Genomic DNA, 22659 nt, shown 5'->3' with positions numbered 1-22659 from the left:
CGGAACCCGAGTCGGGTGGTTTCCAGCGGGACCCTTCGACGTATTGCCCGGTGAGGGCAATGGCGGAGGATACGAGATTCGAACTCGTGAGGGGTTGCCCCCACAGGCTTTCCCCATGCTCGGCCGGCCGGCAGTAGCGGTCGAGTCCGGTCCCGGCGCCATTCCTGCCCGTCGCATCGGCGGGAGCGGCAGTGGCCGTCGAGGGGGGAAGCGGGTTTCCGTGGCCCCTCACGCCGATGGCACCGGCCCCGTGGCGGGGCCGGTGCCATCGTTCAGGTGGTGCGCTCGGGCACCGTCAGCGCGGGACGTGGACCCTGGGCTTCAGCCCTGGCGCGCGTCCGTGACCTTCCCTGTGAGGAGGGGGCCCTCCAGCCACTCGTCCTCCTTGAGGATGTACACCTGCATCCGCAGGGACTTCTCCGACTCGGTCAGCGCGCCGGCGACCGTGGGCACGGACACTTCGGTGCTCGTCGCGCCCTTGGGGACGGTCACCCAGAGGGAGGGGCTGTTCGTGGACAGGGGCCGCTCCGGGTCGGCGGCCTCGCCGAGACTGGAGAGCCACTCCTCGTCGACGTCCTTCGTGGACAGCTCCGTGCCCTCGCTCACCGGCAGGAGGTCGAACCGCGTCTCGATGTTGACGTCGGCGGGCTCGGAGAGCTCCACCTTCCAGGTGAGCTTCTGGCCCTCGGTGACCGAGTCGGCGACCGGGGTCACGCTGACCGTGGGCATGGGGTCGTCGTTCTCGACGAGCACGCCCCCGAAGGCGCCGCCGACCGCCGTGCCGCGCACGGCCTTCGCCGCGACCTCGTGGTTGAGGTCGTAGTTGAAGCGGGAGTTGCCCTTGACCGTGATCGGCACGTCCACGGAGCCACCGGCCTTCACCGTCACGGTGCGGACGGTGGACTCGTGGGTCTCCGGGTCGCGGACGGCGAGCTTGACCACGCCGGTGCCCTTGCCGGTGACCTGGACGGGCACGTTGTAGGTGCGGGTGCCGGAGTCGCCCTCCTTGACCGTCAGCTTGCCGATGTCGACACGTGAGAGCGCGACGGGGCGTACCGCCGGAGTGCCGGGGCGCCAGCCCCAGGCGTCCATCAGCCAGAGCTCGCCGGAGGCGCTGCGCGGGGTGAGCTCCAGCGACTGCGCCCGCTTCAGGTCGACACCGGCGTTCACGGCGGCCTTCAGCGGGACGCGGACCTCACGCGCCCAGTACGCGGCCGTCGAGTCGGAGCCGGGAAGGCCGTCGACGGTGACCTGACCGAGCCCCACCCGCTTGCCGGAGGTGTCGGTGAGGGCGACGTCGAGCCGGGTGCCCCGGGTGTTCGGCGGCACCATCACCCGCAGGGCGAGCGCGTCGGAGCCCGCCAGCGAGAAGGCACGCTCCGGCGTCAGCCGGACCGGGGTGCCTGGTTTGGTCCAGCGGGCCGTGACCGCGTTGCGGCCCGGCTCACTGGTGGTGTCCGCCCAGGACGCGAAGTGTGGCGACGCACCGGGGGCGGAGTCAGGCCTACAGGCCTGGGTGGCGGTCGTCGTGACCTGCTGGCACACGCGCCCGTTCGTCACCGAGAGCGGGTCGTCGGGCCGGATCGCCGGGGTGCGGTTGCCGCCGACGGCGTGGGTCAGCACCCGGGCGGGGCCGGCCGAGGGCGCGCGCCGGTCGGAGCCGTCGAGCAGCGGGCGGACCCGGTCGTCGCCCGCGAGGAAGAGCCGCGCGGCGGCGGCGATGTAGGTGGCGCCCGCCGTCTGCTGCTGCTTGGCGCTCAGCCGGGTCTCGGCCTGTGCCGAGCAGACCGGGTCCGGGTTGTTCTTGTCGTCCCAGAAGTCGTCGGAGGCCGGGGCCTCGGCCTGGCCGGGTGTCCATTCCGTGTTGAAGAAGTTGTGGTTGGCGCCGACCATGTACACCGCGCTGTGCAGCGCCGTGCCCCGGCCGATGCCCCGGGTGCCGTCGACGTAGATCTGGCCCTGGAGGTCGCTCACATCGCCGTCACAGCCCGGCAGGAGGGTCATGGACGGCACATCGGGTGTGGGGTTCTGGCCGAAGAGGGTGGAGCCGATCAGGACGGTGCCGCGGATCCGCCAGCCCACCGGCCCCCGGTAGCCGTCCTCGGCGGGCGGCGGCGGGGAGACGCTGTCGAGGGCCGCCCGGTTGACGCCCTCGCCGCCCCGGGAGTGGCCGACCAGGAGCACCTTGGAGAGGTCCGCGGGCTCCGTCGCGCGCACGGCCCCGGGGGCCTTCGCGGGGTTCGCGCCCCACTCCGCCCAGCGGGCGAGGTGCCGGCGCACCAGGGACGAACGGGCCTGCGCCCCGAAGTCGGCCGCGCGGCCGTCCTGCGCGTTGACACCGTTCGCGGAGATGGAGACCGTCACATAGCCCTGGGATGCCAGGAGCTTCTGGTCGTGCAGAAAGCCGCGGTAGCTCGGGATCTCCTTGTTGCCCGGCTTGCACGGCCACTCCATGCCCGCGCTGTTCTTGCCGGGCTCGTAGCAGGTGGCGCTGCGGCCGTGGAGGAAGAGCGCCAGCGGTCGCTTCCCCGGCGCGTCCGTCGGGCCGACGACCGTGGCGCGCATCTCCACGGGCTCGGCGTAGCCCGGCAGCCTCACCGACTTCAGGACGTACTCACCGCTGGTGGTGCGGTACTTACCGGCGACACCGGGGTCGACCGGGTTGGCGGGGAACGGGTCCTGGGGCGCCGCCGCGGCCGACGAGCGCCGCTGACCGGGTGCCTGGCCGGCCCCTGCGGCGTCCAGCCGCCGCGAACCGGCGACCACCTGGAGTTTGCTCACCGGTCCGACCTTCGCCCTGTCGAGGCGGAGCCGGAAGGTGCGTTGGTCGGGGGAGGGCTTCGGGACGCCGAGGGTCCGCTCCCCCGAGCGGAACTCGACCAGGGCGCCGCCCATGCCCACGGGCTCGGGCGAATTCCAGATCAGCTCCCCGCCCTCGACACGCCACCCCTCCGGCAGCCGCTCCCCGGCGGCGCCCGGCGGCGCTCCGGGTATGGACTCGGCGGCCGGCTGCGCGTGCGCCGGCCCTGGCGCACTCGCCGCCAGCGCCACGGCCGCGAAGGCAGCCGTCAGTGCGCGTGAGACCTGTCTCACGATGGTGTCTCCTCGTTGTCGTTCGTGCTTCAGCGCCCCAGGAATCCCAGGAGCACCCCCCGCACCGAGGAGAGGGTGACGTGTCGTCACCGGTTGTCCCACGCGATAAACCTGACAGCAATCTGACAGGAGTCGAACAGGAGCCGAACAGGAGCCGGTCGAGACTCATGGGGCCGGTCCGCTGATCGAGGAATCCTGGCCCGGAGCGGCGGTCCGACGTCCGTGCGGCGAACCGCGCCCTGCCCGCTGCGACGCGAATCATCTGGCTCTTCGTGGCTGCACCGGCTTCCGTGGTCGTCGCCCTGCCGGCCTTCGTGCTGAAAAGGTGCTCAGGGACAGGACAACCCGAGGCTGTCTTCGTAGCCGGCACGGCGTTCGCCGGCTTCATGGTCTTGTGCCTCGGGGTGCTGACCCGCGGCCTTCGGCACCTGACCGGACAGCGAGCAGAACGCCGAAGGCCCGGACAGACAGCGCTGTCCGGGCCGCAAACGGTTCGAACCCGTCACCCACGACTACGAACGTCGAAGGGCCCTGCTGCAAGGGTGTTTTCCAGCGGTACCGGCCCTTCCCCGTGCGTGGATCCGGTTACGCCGGCTTCTCCTCCAGGCGCGGGAACAGCACCGCGCCCTTCGTCACCGTCGTGCCCGCCGGGAGCCGGCCCCAGGTGCCCGCGTCCTGTACGCGCTGGTCGGACAGTGCGCCCAGGGACGCCTCGGCGCCCAGGGAGTCCCACAGCTTCTGCGAGGTCTCCGGCATCACGGCGTTCAGCAGGACGGCGACGCCGCGCAGTGACTCGGCGGCCGTGTAGAGGATCGTCGCGAGGCGGGCCTGGCCCTCGGGGGAGGTGTCCTTGGCGACCTTCCAGGGCTCCTGCTCCGTGATGTAGCCGTTGACCTGCTTCACGAAGTCGAAGATCGCCAGGATGCCGGCCTGGAAGTCCAGCTCCTCGCCGATCTTCTCGTCGGCCGTGGCGACGGCCTTCGCCAGCCCCTCCTGGACCGCCTTCTCGGCGTCACCCGCGGCGGTGGCCTCGGGAAGCGCCCCGCCGAAGTACTTGCCGACCATGGCGGCGACGCGCGAGGCGAGGTTGCCGTAGTCGTTGGCGAGCTCGGAGGTGTAGCGGGCGGAGAAGTCCTCCCAGGAGAACGAGCCGTCGCTGCCGAACGCGATGGCGCGCAGGAAGTACCAGCGGTACGCGTCCACGCCGAAGTGCGAGGTCAGGTCCTGCGGCTTGATGCCGGTCAGGTTCGACTTCGACATCTTCTCGCCGCCGACCATCAGCCAGCCGTTGGCCGCGACCCGGCCCGGCAGCGGCAGCCCCTGCGCCATCAGCATCGCGGGCCAGATCACCGCGTGGAAACGGAGGATGTCCTTGCCGACCAGGTGCACATCGGCGGGGAACGTCCCGTCGAACTTCTCCTGGTTGGCGCCGTAGCCGACCGCCGTGGCGTAGTTCAGCAGGGCGTCGACCCACACGTAGATGACGTGCTTCTCGTCCCACGGCACCGGGACGCCCCAGTCGAACGTCGAACGGGAGATGGAGAGGTCCTGCAGGCCCTGCTTGACGAAGTTCACGACCTCGTTGCGGGCCGACTCGGGCTGGATGAAGCCGGGGTTGTTCGCGTAGAACTCCATCAGCTTCGGGCCGTAGGCGCTCAGCTTGAAGAAGTAGTTCTCCTCCTTGAGGATCTCCACCGGCTTCTTGTGGATCGGACACAGCTTGACGCCGTTCTCGTCCTCGATGAGGTCGCCGGGGAGCTTGTACTCCTCGCAGCCCACGCAGTACGGGCCCTCGTACCCGCCCTTGTAGATCTCGCCCTTGTCGTAGAGGTCCTGCACGAACTCCTGCACCCGGTCGGTGTGCCGCTTCTCCGTCGTACGGATGAAGTCGTCGTGTCTGATGTTCAGGTGCTCCCAGAGAGGCTTCCACGCCTCTTCGACGAGCTTGTCGCACCAGGCCTGCGGGGTGACGTTGTTCGCTTCGGCCGTACGCATGATCTTCTGACCGTGCTCGTCCGTGCCGGTGAGGTACCACACCTTCTCGCCGCGCTGGCGGTGCCAGCGCGTGAGCACGTCGCCTGCGACGGTCGTGTAGGCGTGGCCCAGGTGAGGAGCGTCGTTGACGTAGTAAATGGGGGTCGAGACGTAGTACGCCGTCGCCCCCTGCTTCTCGGATCCAGTGGCCGCCATGGTCGAAATCCTAACGGCCTGCGGAAGATCGACTCACACCGATAAACCGGGGCCCGGGTGCGCAGACCTCTGTGGCGCCCCCTACGGAGACCTTTGCGAAACATCCCTTCCCGTAGCAAAGACGCATCCTGGGAGGGAGTGGACACGCATGGACGAGGCAAGGGACATCACGATGCGGGTACTGGTCGCCGAGGACGAGGAGATCCTGGCGGAGCTGGTCGCCACCGGGCTGCGGCGGGCGGGGTTCGCCGTCGACACGGTCTACAGCGGCGACGCCGCCCTCGCCTACCTGGGACTGCACGACTACGACGTCGTCGTTCTCGACCGTGACCTGCCACGGGTGCACGGCGACGACGTGGCACGCGCACTGGTCGCCTCCGGTTCCCGGACCAGGATCCTGATGCTCACCGCCGCCGGGTCCATGGAGGACCGGGTCGCGGGGCTCGATCTCGGCGCCGACGACTATCTGGGCAAGCCCTTCGAGTTCCCCGAGCTGGTGTCGCGGGTGCGGGCGCTGCGGCGGCGCAGCGCCCGCCCCGTACCGCCGCAGCTGGAGCGGCACGGCATCCGGCTCGACACCGTACGGCGCGCCGCTTCCCGGGAGGGGCGGGAGCTGGACCTCTCGCCGAAGGAGTTCTCCGTGCTCCAGCTGCTGCTGGAGGCCGACGGCGGGACCGTCAGCGCGGAGGAGCTGCTGGAGCGGGCCTGGGACGCCAACGCCGATCCGTTCACCGGCGCCGTCCGCGTCTGCATGAGCAAGCTGCGCGGCAAGCTCGGTGAGCCGGCCCTGATCCGTACGGTGCAGGGCGTGGGGTACGCCCTGTGAAGCGCCCGCCACGCCTCCCGCGCGTCCTGCGCGCCGCTCGCGTCCCGCACGTCCAGCACTCCACGATCCGGACCCGGATAGCGCTCGTGTACGGCGGGGTGTTCCTGGTGCTCGGGACGGCGCTGCTCGCCACCGTCAACCTCGCCTCGCGCGCGGGCACGGATTCCCAGGCGCGCGCCATCGCCCGCACGGCCGCGGTCGTCCAGCCCGGATACGCGGTGAACGGCCCCCTCATCACCCGGCGCAGTCTCGGACCGCCCACCGTCTACGACCTCACGGACCACGTCAGCGACGCGGCCGGTCACCAGCTGCTCGTCTGGTCCGCGGCCGCGCTGCTCGTCATGACGGCCTGCGCGGTCGGCGTGGGGTGGTGGACCGCGGGCCGGGTGCTGAGGCCCGTCCACGCCATGACCGCCAAGGCGCGCCGGCTGTCCGAGCACACCCTGCACGAACGGATCGCGTCCAGCGGCCCCGACGACGAGCTGAAGGAGCTCGGCGACACGCTCGACGCGCTGCTGGCCCGGCTGGAGAAGGCGTTCGACAGCCAGCGCCGGTTCATCGCCAATGCCTCCCACGAACTGCGGACACCGCTGGCCACCCAGCGGGCCGCGATCCAGATCGGCCTGGACGATCCGTCCCCCGACGATCTCGTACGGACCCGGCAGACGCTCCTGGACAACAACCGGCGCAGCGAACGGCTCATCGAGGGGCTGCTGGTCCTGGCGCGCAGCGAGCGCGGGCTGGCGACGGGCGAGCGGGAAGCGGTGGATTTCGCGCAGGTGGTGGCGGAGGAGGCGGCCCGGCATCCCGGTGTGAAGGTCGACGCCGCACCCTGTGCGGTGCGGGCGAACCGGATGCTGCTCGCCCAGCTGGTGGCGAATCTGCTGGCCAACGCCGTCACGTACAACGTGCCGGACGGGACGGTGGAGGTGTCCTTGGTGACGGCCGGGGACGGGGCGCTGCTGGAGGTGCGCAACACCGGGCCCGTGGTGGACGCGGCGGACATCCCCGGGCTGTTCGAGCCGTTCCGGCGGGGTGAGGGCAAGGACCGGATGGGGCCGGGCTCGGGCCTCGGCCTTTCGATCGTGCGTTCTATCGCGGTGGCCCACGGCGGTACGGTCACGGCGGTGCCGGGCCCCGAGGGCGGGCTCGCCGTGACCGTACGCCTGCCGGCGGATCAGCCCTCGGTCGCCGCTTCGCGGTCCGCGATCCAGGCGGGGAGGGCGGCGAGGACCTCACGGTAGAACGTGGTGTCCGCGACCTCGCGAGGGGCGGGGCCCGCGTGGAAGAACCCGGCGTTCGGGACGTCCAGCTTCCGCAGGAAGTCGAAGCCCTTCGCGTCCTGTTCGCCGAACGCGACGAACTGGAAGAACAGCGGCAGCCGCGCGGCATCGGCGAGCGCCTGCTTGGCGGCCTGCTTGGCGTCCGGCGGGCCGTCCGTCTGGAAGATCACCAGAGCCGGACCGGTCGCCTCCGACTTCTCGTAGTGCGCGACCACCTCTTCGACGGCGCGGTGGTAGTTCGTACGGCCGAGGCGGCCCAGGCCTGCGTTGAGTTCGTCGATCCGGCCCTCGTGGGCGGCGAGGTCGACCGTGCCGGTGCCGTCGATGTCCGTCGAGAAGAAGACGACGGGGACGGTGGCGCTCTCGTCCAGGTGCGCGGCGAGGGCCACGGTGCGGTCGCCCAGGTGCTGGGCGCTGCCGTCCTTGTAGAACGGCCGCATGGAGCCGGAGCGGTCGAGGACCAGGTAGACGGTGGCGCGCAGCCCGCTCAGCCCGTGCGCCTTCAGCCCGCCCTGGGCGGCCTTGTACGAGTCGACGAGCCCGGGGGCACGGGACTTGACCCGCGCGAGGGGGACGGCGGGCTTGTCGGCGGCGGCCGGTGCGGCTTCGGCGGCCGGTGCGGCGTCGGCGGCCGGTGCCGGTGCTGATTCGGGTGCCGGTGCCGATTCGGGGGTCGCTTCGGGGGTTGTGTCGGCTGCGGGTTCGCGTGCGGCTGCGGGATCCGCTTCCGGTTCGGGCGTGGCGTCGGCCGCGGGCTCGGGCGCGGGCTCCGGTTCCGTTTCGGGCTCGGGCTCGGGCTCGGGCTCGGGCGTGGCGTCGGCTGTGGGTGCCGGAGTGGGTTCCGGTTCGGGCGTGGCGTCGGCTGCGGGCGCGGGCTCGGGCTCCGGTTCCGGTTCGGCCTCCGGGTCCATTTCGATGGTGATCGGGGAGGGCTCGGCGGAGGCCTCGGCGGCGACGGGCTCGGGCTTCGGCTCGGCTTCGGGCGCGGGCGCGGTCTCGGCCTCAGCGGCGGCGGGCGTGGCCTTCGGCTCCTCAGCGAACTCCGGCTCCGTGGCCTCGGCCTTGGCGACTTCCGGCTCCGTGGCCTCGGCCTCGTCGGCCTTCGCGGCCACCGGTTCGGCCTCGGCGAGCTCCGGCTCCGTGACCTCGGCGGCCTCCGGCGCGGCGACCGTGGCCTCCACCGGCTTCTCCGGCTCCACCTGCTTCTCCGGCTTCGACTTCGGGGCCGAGCCCTGTGCCGGGACCGTGGGGAGGGACGCCTTGTCGAAGGCCGCCGCCACCAGGTCCGACGCCAGGCCGCTGTCGCCGATGGCGGACCGGGGAGAAGCGGGGGCCGGTACCGAGGCCTTGGTGACCGGGGCGGTTTCGCGCACCGAGGCGGTCTCCGCAGCCGGCTCGTCCACCGTGGCCGCGACCGGCTCCGACTCCGCGGACGCGGTGCGTTCGGTCTGGGGCGGGACCGTGGCCGTCGGCGCCGGCGCCGACGCGTCCTGCTCCGCGCGGTCGCGGCCGAACACCTTGCGCAGCAAGCTCCGAATGCCCATGGGCGAGGCCTTTCGCGTGAGTTGGGTGCGATAAATGTCCGACCTGCGGGATTCATCCCTGGCCAGGACGGATACGTAAGGTTAGCGGCCGGATCCGGCCGTTCGGTGGCGCGGCCCGCCCGTGGGACAACTGTGCCGCAACCGAGCTCGGGTTGAGTCCCGCGCATGCCGGACGGACCTGATGTGCCCCGTTCGTACGGGCCTGTTCGGTCCCGGGTCGCCTTGCCGGTATGAGTGGCCGACGTGTCCGACAAGCGGTCAGTCACATCGTTGTTCCGCCCCGCGCACGCGCGTGAGGCGGACAGCCGTAACTCAGGTGGGGAAAGCGGCGACTTCGGCCGGTCCCGGCCCGACCGATTCAAGCCAGTCCCGATTCAAGCCTGTCCCGGTCCAGGCCTGCCCCGCTCCCGGCCCGACCTGATCCGCCCCGACCCGATCCGCCCCGGACTGACCCGACACGTATGCCGCACTAGAGTCGGTTGCATGGTTTCCGGTGAGGCGCCGCAGGCGGAGGGAAGCGTTCGGGTCGACGTCTGGATCTGGTCGGTCCGGCTGACGAAGACCCGTTCGCAGGCCGCTGCCGCCTGCCGCGCGGGTCATGTGAAGATCGCCGGCGAGCGCGCCAAGCCCGCCCAGGCGTTGCGTGTCGGCGACGAGGTACGGCTCCGGCACGCGGGCCGGGACCGGATCGTCGTCGTGTCGAAGCTCGTCAAGAAGAGGGTCGGCCCTCCGGTGGCGGCGGAGTGCTTCGTCGACAACAGCCCGCCCCCGCCGCCGCGCGAGGCGACGATCCAGGTTCCGGTCCGGGACCGGGGCGCGGGTCGGCCGACGAAGCGGGACCGACGGGAGATGGAGCGGCTGCGGGGACCGGGTCCGACGGGCGGCTGACGGCCGGCCCCGCGGGGGCACGGAGAGGCGGCGACCGCGTCGGCGACCGCGGCTACGGCTGGGGCTGCGGTGACGCGATCGCGCGTGCTGCCGCGACCTCCTGGCGCAGCGGAGCGAGTACTCCCTCCTCGTCGCCCGGCAGGTCGGCGCGCACGCCGACCAGGACCTCGCTCGCACGGATGCCGTCCGCGAGTTCTCGCAACTGCCGCTGGACCTCGGCCACCTCCGCGGCGGGCGGCTCCGGTGCTCCGTGGTCGACGCGGACCCGGGCGGCCGTCGTCGCGTCCACGATGCGTTCGACCGCGACGACCAGCGGCCACCACGCGGCGGCGCGGGTGCCGACCGGGGGCGGCTCCGTCAGGGCGCGCTGGAATTCGGAGCGCACGACCGACAGATCGCGGTAGATGCGGCGCCGGGCCCGCACCCGTTCCGCCCGGTCGCCGGAGCCGCCGGGCTCGAACGCGCACGCCACGTAGCCGGCGATGTCCGTGACCGCGTCGGCCAGCCGGTGCCCGACCCGGACGTGCCAGCTCTCCGGCCACAGCAGATAGCCCGCCACCAGCACGATGGCGCAGCCGATCAGACTGTCCAGGAAACGCGGCCAGACCAGGTGGAAGCCCTGATGGTTCAGCAGGTCGGACAGGAGCAGGATGACCGGGGTGATGGCCGCCGTCTGGAAGGCGTACCCCTTCGCCGTGAGCGCCGGGATCAGTGCCGCGAGCACCACCATCACCGGCACGTCCCACCAGCCGATCGGTACCGCGGCGAGCACCGGCGCGGCGATCACGAGACCGGCCGCCGTGCCCACCGAGCGCAGCACGGCGCGCGAGAACACCGAGCCGAAGTCCGGCTTGAGGACGAAGGTGACCGTCAGCGCGACCCAGTAGGAGCGCGGCACCGGGATCAGCGAGGTCAGTGCCTGCGCCAGACCGATGCACAGGGCGAGGCGCAGCCCGTACCGCCAGGAGGCCCCGGAGAGCAGCACGTCGCGGGTGGTCCGCCGGATCCGTACCCCGAGCACGGCGGGGCGGCCGAGCCGGTCGTCGACGTTGTACGGATCGGGGTCGGCCTCGTGCACGACGACCGCCGCGTGCCGCAGCGCGCCGTCGACCGCCCTGGTCGCGGGCGAGTCCGGGGCGGGCAGGGCGAGTTCGGCACCGCCGGTGCGGCTCTCCTCGACGGCGGCGGCCAGTTCACGTACCGCCGCCGGGATCGCGTCCGGGAGCGGGCGACGGCGGACATGCACCGCGGGCGCCGCCTCGACGAGCGGGATGACGACGTTGAGCTGGGCGAGCAGCCGGACCATGGCGCCGCTGCGGCCGTGGTAGCGGGCCCGGCGGGCCAGGATCAGGTCGTAGGAGGTGTTGAGGGACTGAGTGACGGCCTGCCGCCGTTCCTCGTAGGCGTCGGTGCCCGCGGCGGCGAGCAGGTCGGCGACCGCGAGGTAGGTACCCGCGACCGCGACCCGCTCCGGCAGCTTCCGCCGCAGCGGCCACGCCAGCAGGGTCATGGTGAGGACGAACAGCCCGCCGACCGTCAGCAGCAGCGGCGCCACCCACCAGGGGCTCGGCATCGGGAGTCCGGCACCGACGACCGCGTTGAGCAGGAGCAGCAGCCCGGACACGGAGGCGACGGCGCCGATCGTCGACATCATTCCGGAGACCAGGCCGACCAGGGTCAGCGCGGCGACGGCCGCCCAGCCGGTCCCGTACACCAGCGTGCCGAGCATGATGCCGAGCGCGCCGAAGAGCTGCGGTACGGCGATGTTGAGGATGCGCATCCGATACGCGTCGGCGGTGTCGCCGATGACGCCGGAGAGCGCGCCCATGGAGACGAGCGCGCCGTACGCGGGCCGGTCGAGCGCGAAGCCGACGGCGAGCGGTGCGGCCAGCGCGATGGAGGCGCGGACGACCGCGGCCCAGGCGATGGGGGTGGACGGCTGGGGGCGAAGTCCGCTGAGCAGCCAGGAGGGTGGGGCGGTACGCCTGCGTCCGGATTCGGCCGCCGTGTCGGTCAACGCGTCCCCCTGTGTCGCTCGGTCAGCCCCGGTAGCCCTCGACCTCGCCGACCGGCCGGATCTTCGCCGTGGACGGGTCCTCGCCGAACTCGCTGAGGGCGCGGCGCTGTCGCAGCAGGTCCCAGCACTGGTCGAGCCGGACCTCCACCGTACGCAGTCGGATTCGTTCGTCCGCGGTGAGGCCCGATTCCCGGGCGGAGCGGTTGCGCAGGTCCCGCTCCTCGGAGATGAGTCCGCCGATGTTGTCGATGATGTCGTGCTCGATGTCCCGTTCCCGGTCGTCCATGACGCCTCCTTCGGTCATGCGCGCGGCGTGGGCTTCAGAGCGCGATGACGGTCTTGCCGCGCGCGCCGCCCGTCCGGTTGCGGTCGAGGGCCTGCGGGGCCTTCTCCAGCGGGAGTTCGATGTCGATGGGCACGCGCAGTACGCCCTCGGCGGCGCCCGCGGCCAGGACGTCCAGGAGTACCGGGGAGGGTTCGAGCCGGAAGTCGATGCCGGTCACGCCCGTGGGGAGGACGGCCCCGGCGGCGACGCCCCGCGTGGTGAGGGCGATTCCGCGGTCGCGTACGAGCGCGGCGTGAGCGGCGAAGTCGTCCGAGGTGGTGGAGACCAGGTCGACCAGCGCGTCGACGCCGTCCGGGCAGCTCTCCCGTATCGCCGCTTCCAGGGGGCGGTCCGTGGTGTCGATCGTGGCGGTGGCGCCCAGCGCCTCCATCCGGCCGCGCTCGTCGCCGCGCACGGCCGTGATCACGCGTACGTCGCGGGCCGCCGCGAGCTGGGCCAGACAGCTGCCGACGCCGCCCGCGGCCCCGATGACCAGCAGGCTCTCGTGGCCGCGGAGCACCGCGATCTCCAGGATCTGGGCGGCGGCCATCCCCGCGGACGGCAGCGCCGCGGCGGTGCGGAGGGAGAGACCTTCCGGGACGAGGGCGATGGCGGAGTCCTGCGGTACGCAGACGTAGTCGCAGTAGGTACCCATGCCGGTCGCCGGCCCGGGGGTTCGGCCGAAGACCTGGTCACCGACGCGGAACCGGTTGCCGCCGGTGCCGATCATGTCCACCCGGCCCGCGAAGTCCACGCCGATGACCAGCGGGAACACCCGAGGGGTGAGTCGGCCGTCCAGGGGGTCCCGGGCGGCCTGCCAGTCGCACGGGTTGAGTGCGGCGTACTCGATCCGGACCCGCACCTCACCGGCTTCCGGCTCCGGCTTGGGTATCTCGACCAGTTCGGGGTCGGCCTGGAACGCGCCGACGGCTATGGCTCGCATATGGAAGACCTCTCAGTCGCCCCTCGATCCGGCGGTCACGAGAACCACTCTTCCCCGGCCGGTCCGCCGCCGCACGTCGAGCCCCGGCCCGTCCGCCGGGCCGCCGAGGGCCGGCCCGCGGCGGCACCTGTCCGCCGCCGGACATCGAACCCCGGCCGGTCCGTACGGCCCGTGCCGCCACGGTCCGTACGGTTACGGGCCCGTGGAGCGCCGCAGGGCCCACAGCCGACCGAGCAGCGCTCCCAGCGCGATTGCCAGCCCCGTACCGAACACGATCCACGCGGTCGTGCGCAGTGAGCTCGTCAGCGCGTCGTACACCGCCGCCGCACCGCCCGTCTCGCCGTCCGGCACCTCGGCGAGCACCCGGGCGCGGGCGACCGCGACCACCGCGCGCAGGACGAGCGCCCCGAGCGCGAAGCCGAACCCGGTCACCGCCGTGGCCGACAGCGCGGCGAGCGCGGAGCGCCGGCGCCCCGGTCCACCGCGCACATGGGCCACGACCACGGTCAGGGCGGCGAGGACGACCGTGCCCACGGCGGGCCAGACGCTGCCGGCCCGCAGCAACCGGAAACTCTGGCGCAGTTGGTCGGCGCGGTCGGCGGAGATGAGGGTGATGTCGGTGTGCTGGACCGGAATCCGGTCGGCGAACGGCACCCCGTTCTCCTGCAGGTTCCGTTTGACCTGCTCGGTCACGGGGGCCAGATCGATGATCACGGCCTCGCCGGTGTTGCCGTTCAGCGCTGCGGTGACGGCCTCGTGAGCGGTGCGGTTGGCGGCGTTCCATGCGTTCTGGAAGGCGTCGGTGGTGGTGAAGGACATGACCGCCTGATGGAGGAAGTCGCGCACGGTGTTCTGCAGCGCCCCCGCCTCGATCTGCTGCATCGTCGCGTCGGTGATGAGGTCACCGACGGTGTTCCGCACCTCGGGGTCGGAGGCGAGCGGGGCCACCGCGGCGACGTAACGGTCCGTGTTGTCGATCTCCAGATCCACCCAGGCGGCGAGCGCGCTCAGCGGGACGAGCACGGCGAGCAGCACCAGCACCACCGCCGCCAGAGCCGTCGAGAGATTCGTCCGCACCCCTCCAGGGAATCCCGTACGGAAGCGGCACGCCCCGGGCCGTACGCCATCCGAGTTGCCGGGCGGCACGGCCGGGTGTGCTCTGGAGGGAAAAGGGGCGACGGAAGGAGTTCTCCGCCATGGCCACTCATGCAGCGATGCCGTCCCGCCGACGGGCCCGGTCCGGGGCGCGGACGCACCGGCACAGCGCGCGCGCCTGGGCCGTTCCCGCCACGCTCGGCGCCGCGTACGGCCTCTATGCCTCGTTCATCCTCCGCAACCACGGCGCGAGCGGCTTCCGGCAGTTCTGGTACGGCCTGATCGTCGCGGCGGTGCTCGCCGCTCTGTGCTTCGGGCTGGGCCGCATCCAGCACACCATGCTGCCCCTGTTCCGGGCGGTGGCGTACGGCGCGCTGACGGCCGCGGCGATCGGCCTGCTGGTCGGACTGACCGATTCCAGTGTGCTGCGGTCCTCGGCACTGGGGCTGGCGGTCGGCCTCGGGATGTTCATCACGACGTTCTACATCTTCTACACACGGGAAGACGTGGGCGGCCTGGGGCGGCGGAGGGCGTAGCCCCGGCGCACAGGACATGAGGGCGGGCCCGCGCTCGGCGCGGGCCCGCCCTCATGTCCTGACCTGCACGCGGCCGTGCTCAGTCGCGTACGACCGTCACCGGGCACGGCGCGTGCTGGGTGACGTGGAGGCTGACCGAGCCGAGCAGGGTCGCCTTGAAGCCGCTGTAGCCGCGCGCCCCGACGACCAGCAGGTTCGCGCCCCTGGCGCGCTCCAGCAGGGACTGGGCCGGGTTGCCGATCACCACGACCTTGCTGATCGCCGCCGCGCCCTCGGCGCCCAGAGCCTCCTCCAGCGTCTCGGTGAGGGCCACGGTCGCCACCGCCTGCGGGTCGAAGTCCTCCGGCATGCCCGGCATCATGGACGCCCAGCTGGTCGCGGGGTACTCCCAGCTGTTGACCGCCTCCACCGTGTCGCCGGTCAGTTCCGCCTGGCGTACGGCCCAGTGCAGTGCCTTGATCGACGACTCGGAGCCGTCAACGCCCACCACGATCCTGCCCATCTCTGCCTCCAGCTCGGTTCGGCTCAGTGCGCAGAGGCGTCGCGCGAGAAAACCTCGCACGACGCATCTTTCGCTCCAACTCTAGTCAAACCGGACAGGGCTGCAGGTGGCGGGGTGCCGGGGCCGGGAGTCGGTCCGGCGGCCTCCCGGCCCGAGGGTCCGGCGGTCCGGCCGTCAGTCCAGCCGGAGGTCGGCGAGTTGCTGCTCGAACGGCACGACCTCGTCGTCGAGCCCGAGGGTCCTCCGCGCCCCGGAGGCCGCCCGGCCGCCCGCGATCATGGCCGCGAGCTCGCCGCCCGCGCGCCGGATCCGGGACGGCAGCCCGTCGGTGTACTCGTCGCCGGACGATCCCCAGTCCTCCGACGCCGCGTACACGGAGGTCGGTACGACCGTGGCCCGCAGGTAGGCGAAGAGCGGACGCATCGCGTGCTCCAGGACCAGCGAGTGACGGGCGGTGCCGCCCGTCGCCGCGACGACGACGGGCTTGCCGGTCAGCGCCGTGTTGTCGATCAGGTCGAAGAACGACTTGAACAGTCCGCTGTAGGAGGCGGTGAAGACGGGCGAGACGGCGATCAGTCCGTCCGCCTCCGTCACCTCCTTGATCGCCTCGTCCAGCGTGCTCGGCGGGAATCCGGTCACCAGGTGATTGGCGATGTCGACGGCCAGGTCACGCAGCTCGATCACCCGCACCTCGACCGTGCGGTCCTGCTCGGCCAGCAGGCGCTCGCGAGCGGCGCCGGCCAGTCGCTCGGCCAGCAGCCGGGTCGAGGACGGCTGGCTGAGTCCGGCCGAGACGGCGACGATCCTCAGGGGTTCGGTGGCGAACACGCCGGGCGTGGTGGACACGGTGGTCAGCCCTCCTTCGTGGTGGTGCGGGCGGCGACGGCCGGGTGGACAGGGGCGGAGTCCGGGACTCCGGCCGGCCGCAGGTTGGCGAACTCCTTGCGCAGCACCGGGACGACCTCCTCGCCGAGGATGTCGAGCTGCTCCAGGACCGTCTTCAGCGGCAGTCCCGCGTGGTCCATCAGGAACAGCTGGCGCTGGTAGTCACCGACGGCGTCCCGGAAGGACAGGGTCCGCTCGATGACCTCCTGCGGGGAGCCGACGGTCAGCGGGGTCTGCTGGGAGAAGTCCTCCAGGGAAGGACCGTGTCCGTAGACCGGCGCGTTGTCGAAGTACGGGCGGAACTCCCGTACCGCGTCCTGCGAGTTCTTCCGCATGAACACCTGCCCGCCGAGGCCGACGATGGCCTGCTCGGCGGTGCCGTGCCCGTAGTGCGCGTACCGCTGCCGGTAGAGGTTCACCATCTTCTTGGTGTGCTCGATGGGCCAGAAGATGTTGTTGTGGAAGAACCCGTCGCCGTAGTACGCGGCCTGCTCGGCGATCTCCGGGGAGCGGATCGAGCCGTGCCAGACGAACGGCGGGACGCCGTCCAGCGGGCGCGGGGTCGCGGTGAAGGACTGCAGCGGCGTACGGAACTTGCCCTCCCAGTCCACGACGTCCTCGCGCCACAGCTTGTGCAGCAGGGCGTAGTTCTCGATGGCGAGCGGGATGCCCTGGCGGATGTCCTTGCCGAACCAGGGGTAGACCGGTCCGGTGTTGCCGCGCCCCATCATCAGGTCGACACGGCCGTCCGCGAGGTGCTGGAGCGTCGCGTAGTCCTCGGCGATCTTCACCGGGTCGTTGGTGGTGATCAGCGTCGTGGACGTGGACAGGATGATCCGGTCGGTGCGGGCGGCGAGGTAGCCGAGCGTGGTCGTCGGCGATGACGGGACGAACGGCGGGTTGTGGTGCTCGCCGGTCGCGAAGACGTCCAGACCGACCTCCTCCGCCTTCTGCGCGATGGCGAGGGTGGCCTTGATCCGCTCGTGCTCGCTCGGTGTCCTGCCGGTCGTCGGGTCGGTCGTGACGTCCCCGACGGTGAAGATCCCGAACTGCATGGCGCCCGCCTCCAGAAGTAATTGGTTGAATGTTGAACTATGTAGGCACACCCTACAACGGAACGCCCCCCTGACCTATTCCGCGGGTGGGAACCGGGGGCGTGCGTACCCTGGACGGGATGCGCGGGCCGGCCACGGACCGCGCCGGACGGAGGCGGGCCGTGAGCGAGGGCAGCGAGAGCGAGCGCTGGAAGGAGCGCGGCGTCGCCCTGCGCGTCTTCGTGTACGTCTTCGCCACGCACCTCTTCGCGGGCTTCGTCTGGATCCTCTTCTACGTGGGAGAGCACGCCAAGAAGTGAAGTGAGCGGGGCGGGGGGACCAGGACCATCCGCCGATGCGGACGACCGGGCCGGACGCCTACGCTGCGGGCTCCGATACGCAGCCGAGGGCGCCGACGCCAGAGAGGGCGCCGCCATGCCGCTCGCCGGTCAGACCCATGTCCGCATCGCCCGGCCGTCCCGGGACCTCCCCGCCGCCGGACGCTTCTGGGTGGCGGGACTCGGGCTGACGGTCCTGTTCCGCGCCGACGCGGGCCGGGAGCCAGGCACACACGACCTGCTCATGGTGGGCCACCCGAACGCGTCCTGGCACCTCGAACTCGTCCACGGCGGCGACCACCCCACCGACCCCCGTCCCACCGACGAGGACCTGCTCGTCCTCTACTTCGACGGCCCGGTACCGGAGGACACGGTGGACCGACTACGGGAACACGGCGGCAGGCGGGTCGCGTCCCCGAACCCGTACTGGAACGAGTGGGGCGTCACCATCGAGGACCCGGACGGATACCGCCCCGTCCTCTGCCGGCGCGGGTGGTCCAACTCCTGACGGCGCCGCGAGGGCGCATCGACGGAAATGATAGTTACTGGGTATCATTACGTCATGCTGTACGAGATGCCACGCCTGGATTCGGCCGACCTTCAGGTCCTGGAGCAGATCAACGGCCTGCGCGAACAGCTGCGGCATGCGGTGCAGCAGGCTCCGATGAAGTGGACCCTTGATCTGCGCAAGGCCCTGACGGCCAGCGCCATCGCGGCGTCGAACACGATCGAGGGCTACCGGGTCGATGCCGTGGACGTCGCCGACCTGATGGACGGCGAGCGCGAGGTCGAGGCCAGTGACGAGAACAAGGCGGAGACGCTGGCCTGCCAGCAGGCCATGACGTACATCCAGTCACTGCATGATGTGACCGATTTCCGCTACAGCAAGGAACTCCTCAACAGCTTGCACTGGATGCTCCAGGGGCATCACCACCCCCGCAAGCTCGCCGGACAGTGGCGCAGGACATCGATCCGCATCACCGCACCGGGCGACGAGCTCGCCACCGATTACGAAGGCCCGGACCAGGAACGTGTTCCGGGGCTCATGAGCGAGCTCGTGGACTGGCTCAACGAGGGCGACCTGGACAGTCATGTCCTGCTCCGTGCTGCCATGGCCCACCTGAACCTGGTGAAGATCCACCCCTGGTCCGACGGCAACGGCCGCATGTCCCGCTCGCTGCAGACCCTTCTCATCGCACGCGGCGGCGCCCTCGCCCCCGAGTTCTCCTCGATCGAGGAATGGCTGGGCATGCCGGGCAACACCTGGGAGTACTACAAGGTGCTGCGAGAGGTCGGTGGACCGGTCTGGTCGCCGGAGCGCGACACCCTGCCCTGGATCAAATTCAACCTGCTCGCCTACCACCAGCAGACTCAGCGGGTGCAACGGCGTGTCGACCGATCCAACGACTGCTGGATGCAGCTGATGGAGGAGACAGAGACACACGGAGTCACGGAGCGGCAGGTCGCCGCACTGCACGAGGTGGCCATGGTCGGCCGGGTGCGGCGCAGCCGCTACGAGAAGGCCGAAGCGATCAACACGCAGCAGGCCACGCGGGATCTGCAGGCACTCACCAAGGCGCAGTTGCTGACGGCCGTGGGCCGGACGAAAGGCCGCCACTACGTCGCCGGGCCGCGGTTTCCGGAGCGGGTGCTGGCCACCGCGCGTCGACATCACACCATCAGCAACCCGTATGCCACATAATCTCGCAGTGCCGCGTAGCTACTGGTCCCAGGGCTCGCCCGTGGACGGGGCCAGGCCGGCGTCCCAACGCCATGTCTGCTCACGCCAAGTCGGTGATCGGGGCCGTTGCGGTGGCGGGCCCGGAAGGTCGCGTGGGCGGAGTTCCGGCGCCGCGCAGCCGGAGGGCGTATCGCCTCTGTCAGCTGTCGCCGGTGATCTCCTCGACCCTGCCGTACAGCGCGGCCTTCACGTCCGCCATGCGTGCCGGGTCGGGTCGTGGATGAACCCAGCGGTTCCGGTGGAAGACCGTTCGCGGCACCGGGGCGCTCCGCAGGAACTCGGTGAACGCCCCGTCCGCCCACGGCGGAACCCACGCTCCCGATCGGCAGACGAAGACGAGGTCGAACGCCACGGCCGGGGGTGTGCCGTCGTCGATGGTCATGGTGACCGGAACGAGTGGAGTCTCCAGTGGCCGGGCGAGTGACTCGCGCCAGGGCGGGAAGTGGACATGGAGATCGGCACCCGCCCAAGCATGGGCAAGTATCCAGTTCTCGCACCGGATGCCGTCGCCCGATTCCTTCCAGGCGTCGAAACTGTCATGGTTCGTCCGGTACCCGGCATCGTGGTGAGCGTCGTACAAATGGACCGAATCCCAGGCAGGCACGTCCGCGCCGAGGTCGGACGGCCAGAGATGGGCGGCCCACGCGTTGCTGTCGGCATACGTGAGGGATGTGCCGGGAGTGAAGGCGAAGCGGTCCCAGAAGCCTTGCCATCCCTCCACCTGCGGCGGATCGATTCCCGCTGCGCGGAAGTCCCGAAGTCTGGCCTCCCAGATGGTCTCCGTGTGGAACTCGTCCTCGGCGACCGGCCAGGCGAAGAGTTCGTCGTGCGGGCCCTGGGGGCCACCCGAGGCCGGGGTGGGAAAGAAGAAGTCCCAGTCGATGACCAAGAGATTCATGAGCGGAGTCATTTCCGGGTGGACGAGGCCCCCGGCCGGAACCGGGGACCTGCTCCTACTGTTGCCGGGACGGTGATCGGTTGCCGTTGATCAGTGGCCGGGTGAGCCACTTCCCCCGTTGCCGTCGCCGTCCTCGATATCGGTGTCGTCCGACCCGTGGCCCCCGTTGTCCTCGCCCGATACGGTTGCCTGGCGCGTCAGTGCTTCTTTGAAGGTCAACGCTGTCGCCTCCTCAAGTCACCAGGACAGGGCGGATTCCCTGCCCTGCCGTGCACTTGCAGCCCGCCCCCGGACGGTCTTGCCGGACATTCCCGGGGGCGGGACCTCGACCGTCCCTGTCGGCGGCACGGGGGCCTGTCGGCGAGGACGGAGTCCTGGAAGGAATTCACTCCGGGTGGCTGTCGCGGCAGGTGGTGCAGCAACGGGGAAACCACTGGACGGTGCTGCCGAAGACGGCGATCTCGCGTGCGCCCAAGTCCACGGCGGTGCGCACCGACAGAGCTGCTGAGCACCACACGCAGTGCACGCCGCGCCGCTGCTCCCGGGAGAGCGCGGCCACGGGTGGCAACTCGCCGGAGCTTTCGAGACCTGTCATCCGAAAGCCCCTGCGGGCAGGCGCGGACACGTTGCCCGGCTACCGAAGGCAGCTCCGAGATCAGCGGGATCGGTCAGCCGCCCCGTGCCGTCGGGCTTCTCCAACCAGCCGAATCCATCCCGGACTTGGCATGCTCGGACGACGGCCTGGGGCTCCGTTGTGAGTTCGAGGCGACGAGATGCGTCGTCCCAGTTGAAGCGCGCGAGCACGCGGGAGTCGAACAGCCAGAATTGGTCGGTACCTCGACCGGGATTCGGCCCGGGGCACCTCGCGCAGGCATTGAGTGTCAGGCGTCGACGGAGAAGCTGTCCGCCTCCACTGCGACCAGGATCCTCCCTGCTGACGATGAGGGGCAGCGGCGGAGCAGTCGCGGTCAGTGGTGCGCAGGTCTCCGCATAGCCCTCCACCTCCGGGACCCCCCGCTACGGTGGGGGTACGGGGCGCGGCACGGGCCCGGAAAGGTCGCGCATGCGGAGTTCGGCTCCGTTAAGCTCGATCCATGACCTCCGTACCGTGCCGAAACTGGTGGCGCTCCTCCTAGGAGCGGCCGCCTCATCTGCACGGAACCAGGGCCGTTCGATATGGACGGCCCTTTTCTCTGCCCTCGTACGGGTACGGAAGCAGATCCGGGCGGGCCGTCCTCCACGCAACCAGCATTCGCGAGGAGAGAGCCCCATGACCACCGCACCCGCCGTCGAATCCGTAGCCGACGTACCCGCTTCAGCCGCCGCACGGCGCCGCAGTGTCGAGCTGGAGGAGCGGATTCAGCAGGACCCCGACCGGTTCCGGGTGATGACCGGCGACCGGCCCACCGGAGCACTACACCTCGGGCACTACTTCGGCACCCTCCACAACCGCGTCCGGCTCCAGGACCTCGGGGTGGACGTCTTCGTGATCATCGCCGACTACCAGGTGCTGACCGACCGGGACGTGGCCGAACGGCTCACCGAGATCACGGAGGGGCTGCTGCTGGACTACCTGGCCATCGGGATCGACCCGGAACGCTCGACGATCTTCAACCACAGCGCCGTGCCCGCGCTCAACCAGCTGATGCTGCCCTTCCTCAGCCTCGTCTCCGTCGCCGAGCTGAACCGCAACCCCACCGTCAAGGACGAGATCGCGCACTCCCGGCAGTCCGCCGTCAGCGGGCTGATGTTCACGTACCCCGTGCACCAGGCGGCCGACATCCTGTTCTGCAAGGGCAACCTCGTCCCCGTCGGGCAGGACCAGCTGCCGCACCTCGAAGTGACGCGGACCGTCGCCCGCCGCTTCAACGAGCGGTACGGGGCGGTCTTTCCGGAGCCGGACGCGCTGCTCTCCGCCGCGCCGCTCCTCCTCGGTACGGACGGCACCAAGATGAGCAAGAGCCGCGCCAACTCCGTCGCGCTGGGCGCCGACGCGGACGAGACGGCGCGGCTGATCAAGGGTGCGAAGACGGATGCCGAGCGGCACATCACCTACGACCCCGAAGGGCGTCCCGGGGTGTCCGGGCTGGTGCTGCTGGCCGCGCTCTGTCTGGACCGGGACCCGTACGCGGTGGCGGAAGAGGTGGGCGGCCGGGGCGCCGCCGCTCTCAAACGGACGGTGACCGAGGCCGTCAACAGCAGGATGGCGCCGATCCGTGCCCGGCGGGCGGAGTACGCGCGGGACATGGGGTACGTGCGGTCGGTGCTGCGGGCGGGGAACGAGCGGGCCAACGCCGTGGCCGACGCGACGCTGGCGGAGGTGCGGGCGGCCATGGGGGGCCTGCTCTAGGAGCCTGGTGTTCCGGTGCCGGGGGCGCGTCGGCTCACGTGCCCCGGTGCTGGGGAGTGCGTCGGCACGTGTGCCCCCGGCATCGCGCCGCGCCTCTCCGGTCCGCGTGCCCCCGGCATCGCGCCGCGCCTGGACCGCCCGCACTGGACGCGCGTGAGCGGTAACAACCGG

21 protein-coding genes are annotated in these 22659 nt (G+C 71.2%); 8 read left to right on the top strand and 13 right to left on the bottom strand.

The window, feature by feature from the left end; translation table 11 throughout:
• Nucleotides 1-321: 321 nt before the first annotated feature.
• A complete protein-coding gene (locus ABZ826_RS15395; RefSeq protein ID WP_361447303.1) occupies nt 322-3093 on the bottom strand; it encodes a hypothetical protein in 2772 nt (923 codons plus the stop codon).
• A gap of 585 nt (nt 3094-3678) precedes the next feature.
• Nucleotides 3679-5283 (bottom strand): methionine--tRNA ligase, encoded by a 1605-nt coding sequence (metG, locus tag ABZ826_RS15390; protein ID WP_361447301.1) that lies wholly within the window; start codon nt 5281-5283, stop codon nt 3679-3681.
• Between the two features lie 172 nt (nt 5284-5455).
• On the opposite strand from metG, the gene ABZ826_RS15385 reads away from it, so the two are divergent.
• Together ABZ826_RS15385 and ABZ826_RS15380 are read left to right on the top strand one after the other, a co-directional pair.
• A complete protein-coding gene (locus tag ABZ826_RS15385; RefSeq protein WP_361447480.1) occupies nt 5456-6109 on the top strand; it encodes a response regulator transcription factor in 654 nt (217 codons plus the stop codon).
• On the top strand, nt 6106-7353 hold the full coding sequence (locus ABZ826_RS15380; protein ID WP_361447299.1) for a HAMP domain-containing sensor histidine kinase: 1248 nt from the start codon (nt 6106-6108) through the stop codon (nt 7351-7353). The genes ABZ826_RS15385 and ABZ826_RS15380 overlap by 4 nt, the downstream gene beginning before the upstream one ends.
• On the opposite strand, the gene ABZ826_RS15375 is transcribed toward ABZ826_RS15380, so the two are convergent.
• Entirely contained in the window at nt 7287-8936 is a 1650-nt protein-coding gene (locus tag ABZ826_RS15375) for a VWA domain-containing protein (RefSeq protein WP_361447297.1), read from the bottom strand. The two genes, ABZ826_RS15380 and ABZ826_RS15375, sit on opposite strands and share 67 nt — an antisense overlap.
• A gap of 483 nt (nt 8937-9419) precedes the next feature.
• Between ABZ826_RS15375 and ABZ826_RS15370 the strand changes: the two genes are divergently transcribed.
• Nucleotides 9420-9824: an RNA-binding S4 domain-containing protein gene (locus tag ABZ826_RS15370; protein ID WP_361447295.1), complete on the top strand. Its 405-nt coding sequence runs from the start codon at nt 9420-9422 to the stop codon at nt 9822-9824.
• Between the two features lie 52 nt (nt 9825-9876).
• On the opposite strand, the gene ABZ826_RS15365 is transcribed toward ABZ826_RS15370, so the two are convergent.
• From ABZ826_RS15365 to ABZ826_RS15350, 4 genes are all read right to left on the bottom strand, one after another.
• Entirely contained in the window at nt 9877-11841 is a 1965-nt protein-coding gene (locus tag ABZ826_RS15365; RefSeq protein ID WP_361447293.1) for an FUSC family protein, read from the bottom strand.
• A gap of 22 nt (nt 11842-11863) precedes the next feature.
• Nucleotides 11864-12127, bottom strand: coding sequence for a DUF2630 family protein (locus ABZ826_RS15360; RefSeq protein WP_361447291.1), 264 nt, complete (start codon nt 12125-12127; stop codon nt 11864-11866).
• A 34-nt stretch (nt 12128-12161) separates the two neighbouring features.
• On the bottom strand, nt 12162-13109 hold the full coding sequence (locus ABZ826_RS15355; RefSeq protein WP_361447289.1) for an NADP-dependent oxidoreductase: 948 nt from the start codon (nt 13107-13109) through the stop codon (nt 12162-12164).
• 192 nt (nt 13110-13301) lie between these two features.
• On the bottom strand, nt 13302-14186 hold the full coding sequence (locus ABZ826_RS15350) for a hypothetical protein (protein WP_361447287.1): 885 nt from the start codon (nt 14184-14186) through the stop codon (nt 13302-13304).
• A 119-nt stretch (nt 14187-14305) separates the two neighbouring features.
• Here ABZ826_RS15350 and ABZ826_RS15345 point away from each other — a divergent pair, with 119 nt between their 5' ends.
• Nucleotides 14306-14740 carry a hypothetical protein gene (locus ABZ826_RS15345; RefSeq protein ID WP_361447285.1) on the top strand — a complete coding sequence of 145 codons (435 nt, stop codon included), beginning with the start codon at nt 14306-14308 and terminating at the stop codon, nt 14738-14740.
• A 79-nt stretch (nt 14741-14819) separates the two neighbouring features.
• Here ABZ826_RS15345 and ABZ826_RS15340 read toward each other — a convergent pair whose 3' ends face one another.
• The 3 genes from ABZ826_RS15340 to ABZ826_RS15330 all read right to left on the bottom strand — a co-directional run bounded on the left by ABZ826_RS15340 (nt 14820) and on the right by ABZ826_RS15330 (nt 17182).
• Nucleotides 14820-15242 carry a universal stress protein gene (locus tag ABZ826_RS15340; RefSeq protein ID WP_361447478.1) on the bottom strand — a complete coding sequence of 141 codons (423 nt, stop codon included), beginning with the start codon at nt 15240-15242 and terminating at the stop codon, nt 14820-14822.
• Between the two features lie 174 nt (nt 15243-15416).
• A complete protein-coding gene (locus tag ABZ826_RS15335) occupies nt 15417-16070 on the bottom strand; it encodes an FMN reductase (protein ID WP_361447476.1) in 654 nt (217 codons plus the stop codon).
• Nucleotides 16071-16093: 23 nt separating this feature from the next.
• Nucleotides 16094-17182: an LLM class flavin-dependent oxidoreductase gene (locus ABZ826_RS15330; RefSeq protein WP_361447283.1), complete on the bottom strand. Its 1089-nt coding sequence runs from the start codon at nt 17180-17182 to the stop codon at nt 16094-16096.
• A gap of 161 nt (nt 17183-17343) precedes the next feature.
• On the opposite strand from ABZ826_RS15330, the gene ABZ826_RS15325 reads away from it, so the two are divergent.
• The 3 genes from ABZ826_RS15325 (at nt 17344) to ABZ826_RS15315 (ending at nt 19201) form a co-directional block, all read left to right on the top strand.
• Nucleotides 17344-17481 (top strand): DUF6126 family protein, encoded by a 138-nt coding sequence (locus tag ABZ826_RS15325; RefSeq protein ID WP_361447281.1) that lies wholly within the window; start codon nt 17344-17346, stop codon nt 17479-17481.
• 115 nt (nt 17482-17596) lie between these two features.
• On the top strand, nt 17597-18007 hold the full coding sequence (locus tag ABZ826_RS15320) for a VOC family protein (protein ID WP_361447279.1): 411 nt from the start codon (nt 17597-17599) through the stop codon (nt 18005-18007).
• 54 nt (nt 18008-18061) lie between these two features.
• A complete protein-coding gene (locus ABZ826_RS15315; protein WP_361447277.1) occupies nt 18062-19201 on the top strand; it encodes a Fic family protein in 1140 nt (379 codons plus the stop codon).
• Nucleotides 19202-19379: 178 nt separating this feature from the next.
• Here ABZ826_RS15315 and ABZ826_RS15310 read toward each other — a convergent pair whose 3' ends face one another.
• From ABZ826_RS15310 to ABZ826_RS15300, 3 genes are all read right to left on the bottom strand, one after another.
• Complete coding sequence (locus tag ABZ826_RS15310) at nt 19380-20138, bottom strand: hypothetical protein (RefSeq protein ID WP_361447275.1); 759 nt, start codon at nt 20136-20138, stop codon at nt 19380-19382.
• A gap of 90 nt (nt 20139-20228) precedes the next feature.
• Entirely contained in the window at nt 20229-20357 is a 129-nt protein-coding gene (locus ABZ826_RS15305) for a hypothetical protein (RefSeq protein ID WP_361447273.1), read from the bottom strand.
• A 166-nt stretch (nt 20358-20523) separates the two neighbouring features.
• Nucleotides 20524-20733 (bottom strand): hypothetical protein, encoded by a 210-nt coding sequence (locus tag ABZ826_RS15300; protein ID WP_361447271.1) that lies wholly within the window; start codon nt 20731-20733, stop codon nt 20524-20526.
• Nucleotides 20734-21408: 675 nt separating this feature from the next.
• On the opposite strand from ABZ826_RS15300, the gene trpS reads away from it, so the two are divergent.
• Entirely contained in the window at nt 21409-22488 is a 1080-nt protein-coding gene (gene trpS, locus ABZ826_RS15295; protein ID WP_361447269.1) for a tryptophan--tRNA ligase, read from the top strand.
• Nucleotides 22489-22659: the final 171 nt, after the last annotated feature.

The organism is Streptomyces sp. NPDC047515 (genome assembly GCF_040643055.1).
Taxonomy (GTDB): Bacteria; Actinomycetota; Actinomycetes; order Streptomycetales; family Streptomycetaceae; genus Streptomyces.
This window is presented reverse-complemented; position numbering and strand designations above follow the sequence as displayed.

Coding starts and splice junctions, on each gene's coding strand:
- metG (WP_361447301.1), bottom strand. CDS start 5,283: ATGGCGGCCACTGGATCCGAGAAGCAGGGGGCGACGGCGTACTACGTC.
- ABZ826_RS15385 (WP_361447480.1), top strand. CDS start 5,456: ATGCGGGTACTGGTCGCCGAGGACGAGGAGATCCTGGCGGAGCTGGTC.
- ABZ826_RS15375 (WP_361447297.1), bottom strand. CDS start 8,936: ATGGGCATTCGGAGCTTGCTGCGCAAGGTGTTCGGCCGCGACCGCGCG.
- ABZ826_RS15370 (WP_361447295.1), top strand. CDS start 9,420: ATGGTTTCCGGTGAGGCGCCGCAGGCGGAGGGAAGCGTTCGGGTCGAC.
- ABZ826_RS15360 (WP_361447291.1), bottom strand. CDS start 12,127: ATGGACGACCGGGAACGGGACATCGAGCACGACATCATCGACAACATC.
- ABZ826_RS15355 (WP_361447289.1), bottom strand. CDS start 13,109: ATGCGAGCCATAGCCGTCGGCGCGTTCCAGGCCGACCCCGAACTGGTC.
- ABZ826_RS15345 (WP_361447285.1), top strand. CDS start 14,306: ATGGCCACTCATGCAGCGATGCCGTCCCGCCGACGGGCCCGGTCCGGG.
- ABZ826_RS15340 (WP_361447478.1), bottom strand. CDS start 15,242: ATGGGCAGGATCGTGGTGGGCGTTGACGGCTCCGAGTCGTCGATCAAG.
- ABZ826_RS15330 (WP_361447283.1), bottom strand. CDS start 17,182: ATGCAGTTCGGGATCTTCACCGTCGGGGACGTCACGACCGACCCGACG.
- ABZ826_RS15320 (WP_361447279.1), top strand. CDS start 17,597: ATGCCGCTCGCCGGTCAGACCCATGTCCGCATCGCCCGGCCGTCCCGG.
- ABZ826_RS15315 (WP_361447277.1), top strand. CDS start 18,062: ATGCTGTACGAGATGCCACGCCTGGATTCGGCCGACCTTCAGGTCCTG.
- ABZ826_RS15310 (WP_361447275.1), bottom strand. CDS start 20,138: ATGAATCTCTTGGTCATCGACTGGGACTTCTTCTTTCCCACCCCGGCC.
- ABZ826_RS15300 (WP_361447271.1), bottom strand. CDS start 20,733: ATGACAGGTCTCGAAAGCTCCGGCGAGTTGCCACCCGTGGCCGCGCTC.
- trpS (WP_361447269.1), top strand. CDS start 21,409: ATGACCACCGCACCCGCCGTCGAATCCGTAGCCGACGTACCCGCTTCA.